The sequence below is a fragment of the Endomicrobium proavitum genome (assembly GCF_001027545.1).
Lineage (GTDB): Bacteria > Elusimicrobiota > Endomicrobiia > Endomicrobiales > Endomicrobiaceae > Endomicrobium > Endomicrobium proavitum.
In genome coordinates this window covers 864,166-877,329 of record NZ_CP009498.1, presented here as the reverse complement: position 1 = coordinate 877,329, position 13,164 = coordinate 864,166, and the positions used below count along the sequence as shown (strand labels likewise).

11 protein-coding genes and 2 tRNA genes are annotated in these 13,164 nt (G+C 38.3%); 12 read left to right on the top strand and 1 reads right to left on the bottom strand.

The features are described from left to right. Positions 1-188 precede the first annotated feature (188 nt). The 12 genes from Epro_RS03670 (at position 189) to trpA (ending at position 10,751) form a co-directional block, all read left to right on the top strand. Positions 189-262 (top strand) — tRNA-Arg (locus Epro_RS03670). A 307-nt stretch (positions 263-569) separates the two neighbouring features. Further along, positions 570-643, top strand: a tRNA-His gene (locus Epro_RS03665). 146 nt (positions 644-789) lie between these two features. Beyond that, on the top strand, positions 790-1,338 hold the full coding sequence (locus Epro_RS03660) for a thermonuclease family protein (RefSeq protein WP_052570636.1): 549 nt from the start codon (positions 790-792) through the stop codon (positions 1,336-1,338). A 586-nt stretch (positions 1,339-1,924) separates the two neighbouring features. Next, complete coding sequence (locus Epro_RS03655) at positions 1,925-3,121, top strand: BaiN/RdsA family NAD(P)/FAD-dependent oxidoreductase (protein WP_052570635.1); 1,197 nt, start codon at positions 1,925-1,927, stop codon at positions 3,119-3,121. Next, positions 3,111-3,872: a TIGR02757 family protein gene (locus tag Epro_RS03650; RefSeq protein WP_052570634.1), complete on the top strand. Its 762-nt coding sequence runs from the start codon at positions 3,111-3,113 to the stop codon at positions 3,870-3,872. The genes Epro_RS03655 and Epro_RS03650 overlap by 11 nt, the downstream gene beginning before the upstream one ends. Before the next feature lie 492 nt (positions 3,873-4,364). Beyond that, on the top strand, positions 4,365-5,834 hold the full coding sequence (gene trpE / locus Epro_RS03645) for an anthranilate synthase component I (protein WP_052571579.1): 1,470 nt from the start codon (positions 4,365-4,367) through the stop codon (positions 5,832-5,834). Next, entirely contained in the window at positions 5,831-6,412 is a 582-nt protein-coding gene (locus Epro_RS03640) for an anthranilate synthase component II (protein WP_052570633.1), read from the top strand. Before trpE ends, Epro_RS03640 begins: the two co-directional genes overlap by 4 nt. Beyond that, positions 6,405-7,424, top strand: coding sequence for an anthranilate phosphoribosyltransferase (gene trpD / locus Epro_RS03635; RefSeq protein WP_052570632.1), 1,020 nt, complete (start codon positions 6,405-6,407; stop codon positions 7,422-7,424). The genes Epro_RS03640 and trpD overlap by 8 nt, the downstream gene beginning before the upstream one ends. Further along, positions 7,421-8,197 carry an indole-3-glycerol phosphate synthase TrpC gene (gene trpC / locus Epro_RS03630; protein ID WP_052570631.1) on the top strand — a complete coding sequence of 259 codons (777 nt, stop codon included), beginning with the start codon at positions 7,421-7,423 and terminating at the stop codon, positions 8,195-8,197. Before trpD ends, trpC begins: the two co-directional genes overlap by 4 nt. Position 8,198: 1 nt before the next feature. Further along, entirely contained in the window at positions 8,199-8,804 is a 606-nt protein-coding gene (locus Epro_RS03625) for a phosphoribosylanthranilate isomerase (RefSeq protein WP_052570630.1), read from the top strand. Continuing rightward, a complete protein-coding gene (trpB, locus tag Epro_RS03620) occupies positions 8,801-9,985 on the top strand; it encodes a tryptophan synthase subunit beta (RefSeq protein WP_052570629.1) in 1,185 nt (394 codons plus the stop codon). Before Epro_RS03625 ends, trpB begins: the two co-directional genes overlap by 4 nt. Then, positions 9,978-10,751 (top strand): tryptophan synthase subunit alpha, encoded by a 774-nt coding sequence (gene trpA, locus Epro_RS03615; protein ID WP_052570628.1) that lies wholly within the window; start codon positions 9,978-9,980, stop codon positions 10,749-10,751. Before trpB ends, trpA begins: the two co-directional genes overlap by 8 nt. 83 nt (positions 10,752-10,834) lie before the next feature. Here the strand turns inward: trpA and Epro_RS03610 are convergent, their stop codons facing one another. After that, positions 10,835-12,931 (bottom strand): glutamine synthetase III family protein, encoded by a 2,097-nt coding sequence (locus Epro_RS03610; protein WP_052570627.1) that lies wholly within the window; start codon positions 12,929-12,931, stop codon positions 10,835-10,837. Positions 12,932-13,164: the final 233 nt, after the last annotated feature.

Sequence of the window (13,164 nt, the reverse complement as noted above, 5' to 3'; positions counted from 1 at the left end):
ACAACAAAGTGGAAAGCGGAGAGTGAAATTAAGAAGCTTAATAACGCTCTCCGCTTTTTCGTATATTTGTCTAAATAAAATAAAAATAATAGTCGCAGGTTTATGGCGTTGTAGTTAATTTCACTTTGCCGTTATAAGTATTTGACTGTCTGAACGTCATTTTGTATAATCTCTTCTCACTGTTTGATGTCTCCGTAGCTCAACTGGATAGAGCAACTGCCTTCTAAGCAGTAGGTTGCGTGTTCAACTCACGCCGGAGACGTTTTAGCTTTGTCTTTTGAGTTTATCCTGCGTCAGAGACTAGATCATTTGCGTTTAGCAAACTTTCCTCGCCTCTTCCTTGTCTAAACTCAAAATACTTCGCTAAAATTGAATCGTTGTAATAATTCCCCTTTATAAAAAGGGGGTGAGTGTGCGACGAATAAGGAGCACGAGCCACGAACGGGCGCGAGATGTGAGCGCCCCGGAGTCAGGCAAAGCCTGACGGGGTATATTTGTAGTTGCATTTGCCGGTTGTTTACGTAGTTGACATTTCTTCACTTTAAACTCTAAAATTTATCTTTTCATCGGTGGTTGTAGCTCAATTGGTTAGAGCATCGGTTTGTGGAACCGAAGGCTACGGGTTCAAGTCCCGCCAGCCACCCTTTGCGAAATTACTTGAACTTTTTAAAAAATTGAATTTTCAAGTAGTTTTGTGTTTGCAAAAACCTTTTAACTAAAAATTAAATTTTCAAAATCAAAAACTTTTTTATATGTAATATTAATGACCGGCAATAAGGAATTTGCTTTATGGCTAAAAAGAAAGCTTCTGTAAAGAAAACCACTAAATTACTTGCCTTTCTGTTTGCAATTATAGTTTCAGGCTTTTTTGCTAAAGAGACTGTTGTAAAAGATTATGCTGAACCTGTTAAAGGAGTTATTGCCGGCAAAGTAACTAAAATTGCTGATGGTGATACCTTGACTATTATAAATTCAGATAACAAATTGGTTAAAATAAGGCTTTATGGCATAGACGCGCCTGAAACTAAGCAAGAGTTTGGTTCAAACTCTAAACAATTTTTATCAAGCCAAATAAACGGTAAATACATTACAGTTGATGTTATAGATATTGATAAATATAAGCGTTCAGTTGGAAGAGTTTTCATTGATGATTTAGACATTAACAGAGAAATGGTTAAAAATGGCTATGCTTGGGTATATTCTCAATATATGAAACTTCCGGAAAAATCAGAATGGGAAAATCTACAAACAATAGCCAAGGCAGATAAAAAGGGCTTATGGCAAGAAGATAACCCAACAGCTCCTTGGAAATGGCGTAAAGATCCGGCATATAAATAAAGCCGTTCTTTAACTTCAAATATCCTAAATTGTATTTTTCTGCCAAGCACTATTTCTATTCTTAAATCTCAAATACGGCAATTTTTAGATAGAAATAATTATTTAATCAATCTTTATTTTTATTCTTAAGTCTTGCATAAATAAGATTGATAATATGGACTTTTAATAAATAAGAGAGTATAGTAATATTTATTATGAATATTTTTTAGTAAGAGATATATTAAACATATCCTGTTTCATATAAAATTAAATATTGTTATCAATTATTATAGTGAATGTATTAAAATATCGTATCTAAAATATCAATTTTTAAAATTTTTATTTCATTTCACTGTAATACTATCAATTTTAGGCAGTGAAGATAATGCAAGGTTAGACTTTTTCTTTTTAAATATGCTAAGATTATGCAAGTTCACTGGATATATGGCTAATTGGTTGAATAAATTGTTAATTAAGCCACCCCATAATAACATTAAAAAACGTTTAGAAACCGAATACGGTTTCTAAACGTTTTTTATTGATTCGTTTTTTGGTCAAGCGGAAGTGGCTTAACTTATCTTTGGCAATATTATAAAATAGTATTCATATGAAAGAGAAAATATACGATGCGGCTATTGTCGGCGCGGGGGCGAGCGGGTTGTTTTTAGGGGCGCACCTCAATTTGTTCGGCGATGTTTGTATAATAGAGAAAGAATTAAATGCCGCTAAGAAGTTGAATGTTTCCGGCGGGGGGAAGTGTAATTTTTCTAACAGAAATATAGGTTATAAAAATTATGTTTGCTCTAATGAGCGCTTTGTTAAGTCTGCGCTTTGCGGTTATACAACTGAAGATTTTTTAGAGTTTTTAAAAAATAATAATATAGAAATTGAAGAGCGGAATTTTGGGCGTTTGTTTTTGAAAGAAAGCGCAATGCAGCTTAGTAATGTTTTTATAAAAAAATGTTTGGAAAATAATTGTTTGTTTTTATTCGGCAAAGAAGTTGTTGATGTTGAAAAGAAAGACGATTTATTTATTTTGCAAATAGAAGATTCAAATAAAAATATTATAAATATTAAAGCGCGTAATGCAGTGATTGCTTCCGGCGGGCTTGCTTTAAACGGAACAAAATTTGCTATAGATTTGGCGGAGAAATTCGGAATAAAAACGTTTCCGCTTCGCGCGGCTCTTGTTGCTGCGGTTATTGAAAACAATATTAGCGACATGTCCGGGATTTCTTTAAATGTTAAAGTGAGTTTTGGCAAACATTCTTTTTACGACGGAATTGTTTTTACCCAAGCCGGTTTAAGCGGACCTGCTATATACCAGATATCTCTTTACGCAAATTCCGGCGACACTATATCAATAGATTTTTTGCCCGATGTTGATATAGCCTCCGAGTTTGCCGTTAACCGCAATAAAAATATAAACATTGAATCTGTAATAGCGAATTATTTGCCTAAAAGATTAGCAAAGGCATTTGTCCCGCAACAAACGCCAACGTTAAGCAATTGTTCTAAAAAAGATTTGGAAAATATAACGGCTAACGTTAAAAATGCGAAGTTTAAAATATCGTCTTTAGAAAATTATAATAAAGCTGAAGTTATGTCAGGCGGCGTTAGCACTGACGATATTTCATCGCAAACAATGGAAAGCAAAAAAGTTAAAGGTTTGTATTTTACCGGCGAAGCTCTTGATGTAACGGGTCAGCTTGGCGGATATAATTTGCATTGGGCGTGGGCGTCCGCTTACGCTGTTGTAAAAGAATTGCAAAATAAAAAACACGGAGCGGCAAATGCTGCATGAAATTAAAAAACTTTTAGATATTGAAGTTGCAAATAAAAACACTTCGCTTGAACTTTCTGCAACTGCGGCCGCAGATCCGTTACGGGTTGCTAAAAAGCACAAGGATGATTTTGTTGCTGTTATTTGCGCGTTGTTTGCTTACGGCAATGCCAAGCTTATTGAAAAGTTTTTGCTCTCTTTGGATTTTTCCGCATTAAACGATGATGAAAAAACCATACGCAAAAAACTGCAGGGATGCTATTATCGTTTTCAAACTAACGAAGATGTTGTGCAGCTTTTTAAAACGCTTTCACTGCTTAAAAAAAAGCATTCTCTGGAAGAGCTTTTTTTACAAGGATATTTGAAAGGAGGCGTAATTGCCGGCATTAAAACTGTTCTTGAAAAAATGTACAGTTTAAACTCTTACCGCTCGCAGGGTTATGAATTTTTGCTTGGAAAAATTCCGGACAAAAATCCGTCGTCGCCGTATAAAAGATGGAATTTATTTTTGCGTTGGGTTGTGCGCAGCGACGAGCTTGATATGGGTTTGTGGCGCGGCGTAAATAAGGCTTCGCTTTTAATGCCTTTGGACGTTCATACTTTTAATGTTTCAAAAAAACTTGGACTTTTGAAGCGCAAAACATACGATTTCAAAGCGGTTTTGGAACTTACCGAAACGCTTAAAACTTTTGACGCCGCAGACCCCATAAAATATGATTTTGCCATATACCGCCTTGGGCAGTCGCACGAAATAGAAAAATATCTATCCTAATACTTATAACAGAATAAAAAATTACTCATTACCTGCAAACATACGTGTTTGCCGTAACAATTTGTAGTAAATAACTTAACCGTTATTGGCGTAAAAATGTTGACATAAAATAAAAAATATCATATACTTCTCTAAACTGTTGACGTGGAAGACGGTAATTGTGCAGTTACAGAGAGCGGGCGCAGCTGAGATTCCCGCACAACGCAGATTACCCGGTTGGACCACCGAGGGCGCGGTCAAAGGAATAAGTAGTTTCTATAAAAGAAACGAAGTTTTCCGAGTACTCCGCGACGCAGCACAAGCGTTACAAGTGAGAAGCGTGTTTGCGCTTCGCAAAGAGTGCGAAAACTATAAGTTAACTGTTTTTCGCAAAGCAAGGTGGCACCGCGGAACTTATTCCGTCCTTGGCATAGTTTTTCTATGCCGACGACGGATTTTTTTATTTTTATGCAAAGTATAAAAATAACCGTCAAACGTAAAAAAAGAGGATTTATGATAAAACCTACGCCCGAGCAAGCAGAAAAGTATTTTAAAGATTATACGGTTATACCTATTTACAAAGAACTTTTTGCCGACGTTAAAACGTCTGTTGAAGTTTTAAGAAATTTTGTCGCGCAAAATAAAAAATGCTTTCTTTTGGAAAGCGTTGAAAGCGTGGAAAATTGGGGAAGATACTCGTTTTTAGGCTGCGACCCTACGGTCAGCATTCAATATAACGATGGAAAAGCCGTTATAACCGCAGGCGATAAAAAAGAAACAAAAATAGAAAATCCGGCTGTAGTTTTAAGAGGAATTTTGTCGCGCTATAAAAGTCCGAAAATTGCAGAGCTTCCGCCTTTTACCGGCGGGCTTGTGGGATATTTTTCTTACGATTATATTAAATACGTTGAGAAATCTTTAAATCTTACAAACAGAAATGCTGAAAATTTTGACGATTTGCATCTTATGCTTTTTGATAAAGTTATAGCGTTTGACCATTTCAAACAGAAAATTTTTATAATTGTGAATGCTCCCGTCCAAGATTTTGAAAACAGTTTTAAAAAAGCTCAACAAGAAATAGATGTTCTTGAAAAATTAATACTGTCGCAATTAAAAGAAAGCAACGTAAAATCAGGGCTTAAATCCGAGTTGAATCTTTTGCACAACGAAGAAGATTTTTCAAAGATGATTGCGACAATAAAACATCATATTCACGAGGGCGATATTTTCCAAGCTGTAATTTCAAACGGCATAGAAGCGCAGTTTGAAGGAAATCTTTTGCAAACTTACAGAACGTTAAGAACTATAAACCCGTCGCCGTATATGTTTTATTTGAATTTTGCGGACTCCGAAATTGCAGGCGCGTCGCCGGAAACTCTTGTAACGCTAAAAGACGGGGAGCTTACAAATTACGCGTTAGCCGGCACAACTAAAAGAGGTAAAACTCCGAAAGAAGACGATGAATTAATTGCCGCGCTTTTAAGCGATGAAAAAGAACTTTCCGAGCACAATATGCTTGTTGATCTTGGAAGAAACGATTTAGGAAAAATAAGCGAGTTCGGTTCCGTGAAAGTTGAAGAGTATATGAAAATTTTAAAATTTTCGCACGTAAGCCATATAGCTTCCGTTATTAAAGGAAAAATTAAATCCGGTTACGACCAATTTGACGCCGTGGCTGCGGTTCTTCCGGCGGGAACGCTTTCGGGCGCGCCGAAAATTAAAGCCTGCGAAATTATAAATTCTCTTGAAAAACATAAAAGAGGAACTTACGGCGGCGCGATAGGTTATATAGATTTTACGGGAAATATGGATATGTGCATAGCCATAAGAATGGCAAAATTTCAAAACGGAAAAATTTACGTTCAGGCGGGAGCTGGCATTGTTGCAGACAGCAATCCGCAAAAAGAATTTCAGGAATGTTTAAATAAAGCGCAGGCTGTAGTTTCCGCGATAAAAATCGCTTCCGAAGGAGATGCGAAATGATTTTGATAATAGATAACTATGATAGTTTTTCTTATAACTTGTATCAATTTATCGGCATGCAAAATTCGGACGTTAAAGTTGTAAAAAACGACGAGGTTTCAATTGCGGAAATAGAAAAATTAAATCCGTCGCATTTAGTTTTTTCTCCGGGACCCGGCAGACCTGCGGACGCAGGAATTATGGAAGAAGCTATAAAATATTTTAAAGGAAAAATCCCGATTTTCGGCGTATGTCTTGGACATCAGGCAATATGCGAGGCGTTCGGCGGAGATATTGTTTACGCAAAAGCTCTTATGCACGGTAAAACAAGCGACGTTCAAATTGCAAACGGAAGTCCGGTTTTTAGAGGGCTTGCTCCGGTTATAAAAGCCGCAAGATATCATTCTTTAATTGCGGACAGAAAAACTTTGCCCGACGAACTTCTTGTTATAGCCGAAGATGAAGACGGTCAGGTTATGGGCGTAAAACACCGCGATTACGATTTATACGGACTGCAATTTCATCCGGAATCAATTTTAACAAAAAACGGAATTATAATAATTGAAAACTTCCTGAAGCTTGGAGGATGCAATGATTAAACAAGCCATAAGCGAACTGTTAAACGGAAAACATCTTTCGCTTGAAACAACAAAAAGCGTTATGTTTGAAATAATGGAAGGGCAAACCACGCCGGCGCAGATAGGTTCTTTTTTAACCGCAATGCGTTTGAAAGGCGAGACCATAGACGAAATAACCGCGTGCGCTCTTGTTATGAGAGAAAAGGCGTTAAAGTTAAATCCGGGCAGAGACGTCTTAGATATAGTCGGCACCGGCGGCGACGAGCTTTATTCTTTTAACATATCCACGGTTTCTTCTATTGTAATTGCCGCAGGCGGCGTTCCAGTTGCAAAGCACGGCAATAGAAGCGTGTCCAGCAAATCCGGCAGCGCGGACGTTCTTGAAGCGTTAGGAGTAAATATTAATTTAACCGCCGAGCAAAATCAAAAAATTTTAGATAAAATAGATATATGTTTTATGGCGGCGCCGATATATCATTCTGCCATGAAATTTGTAGCGCCCGTTAGAAAGGAGCTTGGCGCGCGCACAATTTTTAATATTTTAGGGCCTCTTGCAAACCCTGCCGGCGCAAATATGCAGCTGCTTGGCGTTTACGATGAAAATTTAGTTGAACCTCTTGCAAACGTTTTGGCAAACCTCGGCGTGAAAAGAGCGGTTGTTGTTCACGGTCACGACGGGCTTGACGAGGTAACTCTTACGGGAGCTACAACGGTTTGCGAAGTTTCTTACGGAAAAATTAACAGCTATTTTATTACGCCCGAACAGTTTGGTCTTAAAAGATGCAAACTTTCAGATTTGGTAGGCGGCACTCCGCAGGAAAATGCGCAAATAGCTTTAGATATTTTAAGCGGCAAAGAGCGTGGACCTAAAAGAGACGTAGTTTTATTAAATTCCGCAATATGTCTATATATGGCTAACGACAACAGAACATTGAGAGACTGCGTGAAAACGGCGGGGAAAATAATAGACGACGGCAAGGCTTTGCAAAAACTTAAAGATTTTGTCCAACTTTCACAGGAAATAGCAAAATGACAATACTTGATAAACTTGTTGAGGCTACCAAAGCGAGAGTCGCAAGGCAAAAACAAATTTTGTCTTTAGACGAATTAAAGCCGCGCGTTCAAATTGAAAATAATTTTACGTATCCTTTTGAGCTGGCTTTAAAAAAAGACGCAATGTCTTTTATATGCGAAGTAAAAAAAGCGTCGCCGTCAAAAGGATTAATAGTTAAAGATTTTGATTATAAAAAAATCGCCGTTGAATACGAAATCGCCGGCGCCGATGCAATTTCGGTTTTAACCGAACCGGATTTTTTTCAGGGCAAAGACGCATACCTAAAAGAAATTAAAGAAGCTGTTTCAATACCTGTTTTGCGTAAAGATTTTATTATAGACGAGTATCAAATATATCAGGCAAAATTTATTAAAGCCGACGCGATACTTTTAATTGTATCAATACTTACGCCGGAAAAATTGAAAGAATTTATAGCTCTTGCCGAACGTCTGGGGCTTTCCGCTCTTATAGAGGCTCACGACGAGAAAGAGGTTGAAACAGCGTTATGGGCAGGCGCAAAAATTATTGGCGTAAATAACCGCAATCTTAAAACTTTTGAAGTAAATTTAAATAACAGCGTTCGTCTGCGCAAATTTGTTCCGAAAGAAATTTTATTTGTCGCCGAAAGCGGTATTTCAAAACCTGAAGACGTTAAACTGCTTAAAGAAAATAATGTAAATGCAATTTTAGTTGGAGAATCAATCATTAAAAGCGCAGATAAAAAAGCAGCGCTTGCGCAATTAAAAGGGTAAAATGTCTAAAATAAAAATTTGCGGCTTAAAAAGAACCGAAGACATTAAATATGTAAATAAATATTTGCCTGATTATGCAGGGTTTGTTTTTGCTCCAAGCAAAAGGCAGGTATCTGTTTGCGCCGCCGCGGAACTTAGAGAGAATATGGACGAAAGAATAAAGTCCGCAGGCGTTTTTGTAAATGAAGACATTAAAAATATTGAACTTTTATGCAAAGAAAAAATAATTAATCTTGTTCAACTTCACGGCGATGAAGATGATGAATATATAAAAAAGCTTAAAGATGCGGTTGATAATGAAATTATTAAAGTTGTTAAAATAAATTCTCAATTCTCAATTCTCAATTCTCAATTGCCTTCAAACGCCGACTATCTTCTTTTTGACTCCGGAGCGGGAAGCGGGAAAACTTTTGATTGGGATTTAATAAAAGATTATAAAAAGCCGTATTTTTTGGCGGGCGGAATAAATTTAGATAACGTTTGCGACGCTGTAAAAACGTTGAGCCCCTATTGCATAGACGTTTCTTCGGGCGTTGAAACCGGCGGCGTTAAAGATGAGAAAAAAATATCAAAAATAATATCGCTTGTAAGAGGATGCAGATTATGAAAAAAGGAAGATACGGAGATTTCGGCGGGCAGTATGTTCCGGAAACTCTTATGAAAGCGCTTGACGAACTGGAACAGGCGTATAACAATTATAAAAACGACGAATCTTTTCAAAATGAATTGAAAGATTTGCTTGCAAATTATGCGGCGCGTCCGTCGCTGCTGTATTTTGCAAAAAATATAACGGAAGATTTGGGCGGAGCAAAAATTTATTTAAAAAGGGAAGATTTAAACCATACAGGCTCGCACAAAATAAATAATGTTCTCGGACAAGTTTTGCTTGCAAAAAAAATGGGGAAAACCAGAGTTATTGCCGAAACAGGCGCAGGTCAGCACGGAGTTGCCGCGGCAACCGCAGCGGCTTTGTTTGGCATGGAATGCGAAATTTTTATGGGCAAAGAAGATACCCGTCGCCAAGCGTTAAACGTTTACAGAATGAAATTACTCGGCGCAAAAGTTAACGCGGTTACTTCGGGAACGCAAACTCTTAAAGACGCGGTCAGCGAAACTATGCGCGAGTGGACAAAACGCATTGACGATACGCATTATGTTTTAGGTTCCGTAATGGGGCCTCATCCGTTTCCTGAAATTGTCAGAGATTTTCAAAGCGTAATAAGCAAAGAGGCAAGGGAGCAGATTATTAAAGCCGAAGGCAAACTTCCCGATGCTGTTATAGCGTGCGTTGGCGGCGGTTCAAACGCAATAGGCGCGTTTTATAATTTTATTAATGATAAATCGGTGCGCCTTATAGGCTGCGAAGCGGCGGGCAAAGGCGTTGACACTCCCGAAAATGCGGCAACTATTGCTAACGGAAGTTTAGGGATTTTTCACGGAATGAAATCATATTTTTGCCAAAATAGCGAGGGGCAGATTGCTCCGGTTTATTCAATTTCCGCCGGTCTTGATTATCCGGGAATAGGTCCTGAACACGCGCATTTGCACAAAACCGGCAGAGCGGAGTATGTTCCCGTAACGGATAAAGAAGCTGTTGAAGCGTTTGATTACTTATCCAAAAAAGAAGGTATTATCCCGGCAATAGAATCGGCGCATGCCGTAGCGCATGCAAAAAAAATTGCTGGAAAAATGAGTAAAGATTCCGTAATTATAATTTGTTTGTCCGGCAGAGGCGATAAAGACGTTGCGGCTATTGCCAGATATAGCGGGGAAAATATAGATGAGTAAAATAACCGAAGCGTTTAAAAATAAAAAGCTTTTTATAGCTTATCTTATGGCGGGCGACCCCGCGCTTGAAAAAACGGCGGAGTATATTTTAACTTTGCAAAATGCGGGCGCCGGACTTATAGAAATAGGAATTCCTTTTTCCGACCCTATTGCGGAAGGGGAAGTTATACAGGGAGCAAATATAAGAGCATTGTCTAACTCAATAAAGTTAAACGATATTTTTGATATGCTTGTGCAGATAAAAGATAAAATTACGGTTCCGCTTGTGTTTATGACTTACATCAACCCGCTGTTTGTTTACGGATACGACAAATTTTTTGCAATGTGCGAAATATGCGGCATCAGCGGCGTGATAGTTCCCGATTTGCCGTTTGAAGAGCAGGACGAAATAAAAAGCATTATGAAAAAATACGGAATTGATATTATAACTTTAGTGTCGCCCACATCGTCAAAAGAGCGCACAAAAAATATAGCGGAAAACGCTCAAGGTTTTATTTATCTTGTTTCTTCAATGGGCGTTACGGGCGTAAGAAGCAATATAACCACAAACATAAAAAGCATCGTAGCGGAAATTAAAAAAAATACGGATATTCCCGTTGCGGTTGGTTTTGGAGTAAGTAAACCCGCGCAGGTTGCCGAGTTTTCAAAGTATGCCGACGGCGTAATTGTGGGCAGCGCGATAGTTAGAATAATAGAAGAGTTCGGCGAAAATGCCGCGAAGCCTTTAAGCGAATATGTCAAAAATATGGTTAAAGCGTTGAGTTAAAAAAATTAAATATACCGCATAAAAAAATCAGCCTGCATTTTAATATGCAGGCTGATTTTTTTTGTTATTTTTGTTGACGTTTATTAGAACGCGTTCAAAAGTTTCTGGTAGCTGGTAAGCGGCCAGTATTCGTCCGCAACTAAATCTTCCGCAACGTCTATTTTTTCTCTTAATGCGTTCAAAAAGTTTGCGCCTTCAGCCGCATATTTTTCCGCGGTAGGCAAAACTTCGCCGTGCGCTTCGGAAACAAATTTGCTTAAGTTTGCGCATAAGCCGCTGACCTCGTCGTAAATTTCAACCAAAGCATTAAGATTTTTATTTATGCTTTCGGAAACTATATCTATTTTTCCGAGGTTTTTTGAGGCTTTTGCAAGTTTGCTTATTTGTTTAAGTATAGCGGGCAATATTAAAGTGTTTATAACTTTTATTGCATACTTGTATTCTATATCTTTTATTTTAATATAGTTTTCAAGTTTGACTTCTGTTTTTGCTTTCAATTCTTTTTCGGAAAGAATTTTATATTTTTCAAAAGCGGCTACGATATCTTTAGCAAAATACTGTTTCAAGGCATCCGGAGTATTTTTTGTATTCGGAAGTCCTCTTTTTTCCGCTTCTTTATGCCATTCTTCGGAGTATCCGTTCTTTTCAAATCGGACGGATTTTGTTTCTTTAATTATTTCTTTAATTACTTCCAAAGCTATTTGTTTTACGTCGCCTTCTTTCTTTGCCGAGATTCTGTTGAAAATTTCGTCAAAACCGTATGCGGCAAGAAGGTTAAGCGTTGTGCCGGCTTCAGCAGGGTTAGCGTTGGAGCCCAAAGCTCTAAACTCAAACTTGTTTCCTGTGAAAGCTACGGGAGAAGTTCTGTTTCTGTCGGAGTAATCTTTGTTAATTTTAGGAAGCGTCTGAACGCCGAGAATTATTTCGTTAACTTTTGTTTCGTCAAAAGCTCCCGCTTTTTCTATGGAATCAAGAAGATCGTTTACGAACTCTCCGAGGTAAACAGACATAATGGCCGGAGGCGCTTCGTTTGCGCCCAAGCGGTGATCGTTGCCTGCGTCCGCAACCGATGCTCTTAAAATTCCGCCGAATTTTTTAACGCCCAAAAGAACCGCGCTTAACGCCAAAAGAAACGATATGTTTTTAAGCGGAGACTTTGACGGCTCAAAATAATTTGCGCCGGTGTTGTCGCCTATTGACCAATTGTAATGTTTTCCCGAACCGTTAACGCCCGCGAAAGGTTTTTCGTGAAGAAGCGCGACAAGCCCGTGTTTGTCGGCAACGTTTTTAAGCGTTTCCATAACCTGCAAATTGTTGTCAATTGCAAGATTTGCTTCCTGATGAAGCGGAGCAAGTTCAAACTGATTGGGAGCAACTTCGTTGTGTCTTGTTTTTACCGGAATGCCTTTGCGGTAAAGTTCGTAATCTACTTCTTCCATAAACTTCAAGACGTTTTCTTTAATGTTTCCGAAGTAATGATCTTCCATCTGCTGACCTTTAGCCGGCGCGTTTCCAAAAAGCGTTCTGCCGGTTACGGGAATGTCGGGTCTGTTTTTTACGGCTTCTTTTGAAAGAAGGAAATATTCCTGCTCAATTCCCGCGAAAACTTTTATCTGTTTTGCGTTTTTATTTCCTATAAGTTTTTGAAGCGCAATAGCTTTTTCGCTTAATACGCTAATAGAGCGCAAGAGAGGAGTTTTAAGATCTAAAACTTCGCCCGTCCAAGAAAGGAAAACGGAAGGAATAACCAAAGTTTTTGTTTTGCCTGCTTCAAGAAGAAACGCGGGGGAAGTGGGGTCCCATGCGGTATAACCTCTTGCTTCAAAAGTTGAGCGTATTCCGCCAGACGGGAAAGAGGATGCGTCCGGTTCGGATTGAACAAGCTGGCTTGCGGAAAATCTTTCAATAATTTGTCCGCCTTCGCCGTAATCTATAAAAGAATCGTGTTTCTGCGCCGTGCCGCCTCTTTGTGGCTGAAACCAATGTGTAAAGTGAGTTGCGCCGTTTTCAAGAGCCCATTCTTTCATTGCGTGCGCAACTTCGCCCGCAATTGTTTGATCAAGAGGCTCAAGATTGTCAACAGCCGCCGCAAGTTTTTTGTAAACGTTCTTGCTTAACTTCTGCTCCATTACTTTTTTGTTGAAGACGAGTTCACCGTAATAATCGTGAATTGACCGCATACTTTTCTCCTTTTTTGCCAAAATACAAAGGTAAAACTTTGTATTTTGCGCATTTTTATTAAATATAGGTGTAAGAACCTTTATAACTTAACATTTTGATGTCCGAATGTCAATTGCAAAAATACGTCAATACGTATTTTTTACTTTAGGATTTTGCCGTTTTTCTATTTTATAAAATAAAAAAGACGCAAAAGATAAAAAAAACTAAAATTATCCTTGGCGTCGTTGCCAAT

Coding starts and splice junctions, on each gene's coding strand:
- Epro_RS03660 (WP_052570636.1), top strand. CDS start 790: ATGGCTAAAAAGAAAGCTTCTGTAAAGAAAACCACTAAATTACTTGCC.
- Epro_RS03655 (WP_052570635.1), top strand. CDS start 1,925: ATGAAAGAGAAAATATACGATGCGGCTATTGTCGGCGCGGGGGCGAGC.
- Epro_RS03610 (WP_052570627.1), bottom strand. CDS start 12,931: ATGCGGTCAATTCACGATTATTACGGTGAACTCGTCTTCAACAAAAAA.
- trpA (WP_052570628.1), top strand. CDS start 9,978: ATGAGTAAAATAACCGAAGCGTTTAAAAATAAAAAGCTTTTTATAGCT.
- trpE (WP_052571579.1), top strand. CDS start 4,365: ATGATAAAACCTACGCCCGAGCAAGCAGAAAAGTATTTTAAAGATTAT.
- Epro_RS03640 (WP_052570633.1), top strand. CDS start 5,831: ATGATTTTGATAATAGATAACTATGATAGTTTTTCTTATAACTTGTAT.
- Epro_RS03650 (WP_052570634.1), top strand. CDS start 3,111: ATGCTGCATGAAATTAAAAAACTTTTAGATATTGAAGTTGCAAATAAA.
- trpB (WP_052570629.1), top strand. CDS start 8,801: ATGAAAAAAGGAAGATACGGAGATTTCGGCGGGCAGTATGTTCCGGAA.
- trpD (WP_052570632.1), top strand. CDS start 6,405: ATGATTAAACAAGCCATAAGCGAACTGTTAAACGGAAAACATCTTTCG.
- trpC (WP_052570631.1), top strand. CDS start 7,421: ATGACAATACTTGATAAACTTGTTGAGGCTACCAAAGCGAGAGTCGCA.
- Epro_RS03625 (WP_052570630.1), top strand. CDS start 8,199: ATGTCTAAAATAAAAATTTGCGGCTTAAAAAGAACCGAAGACATTAAA.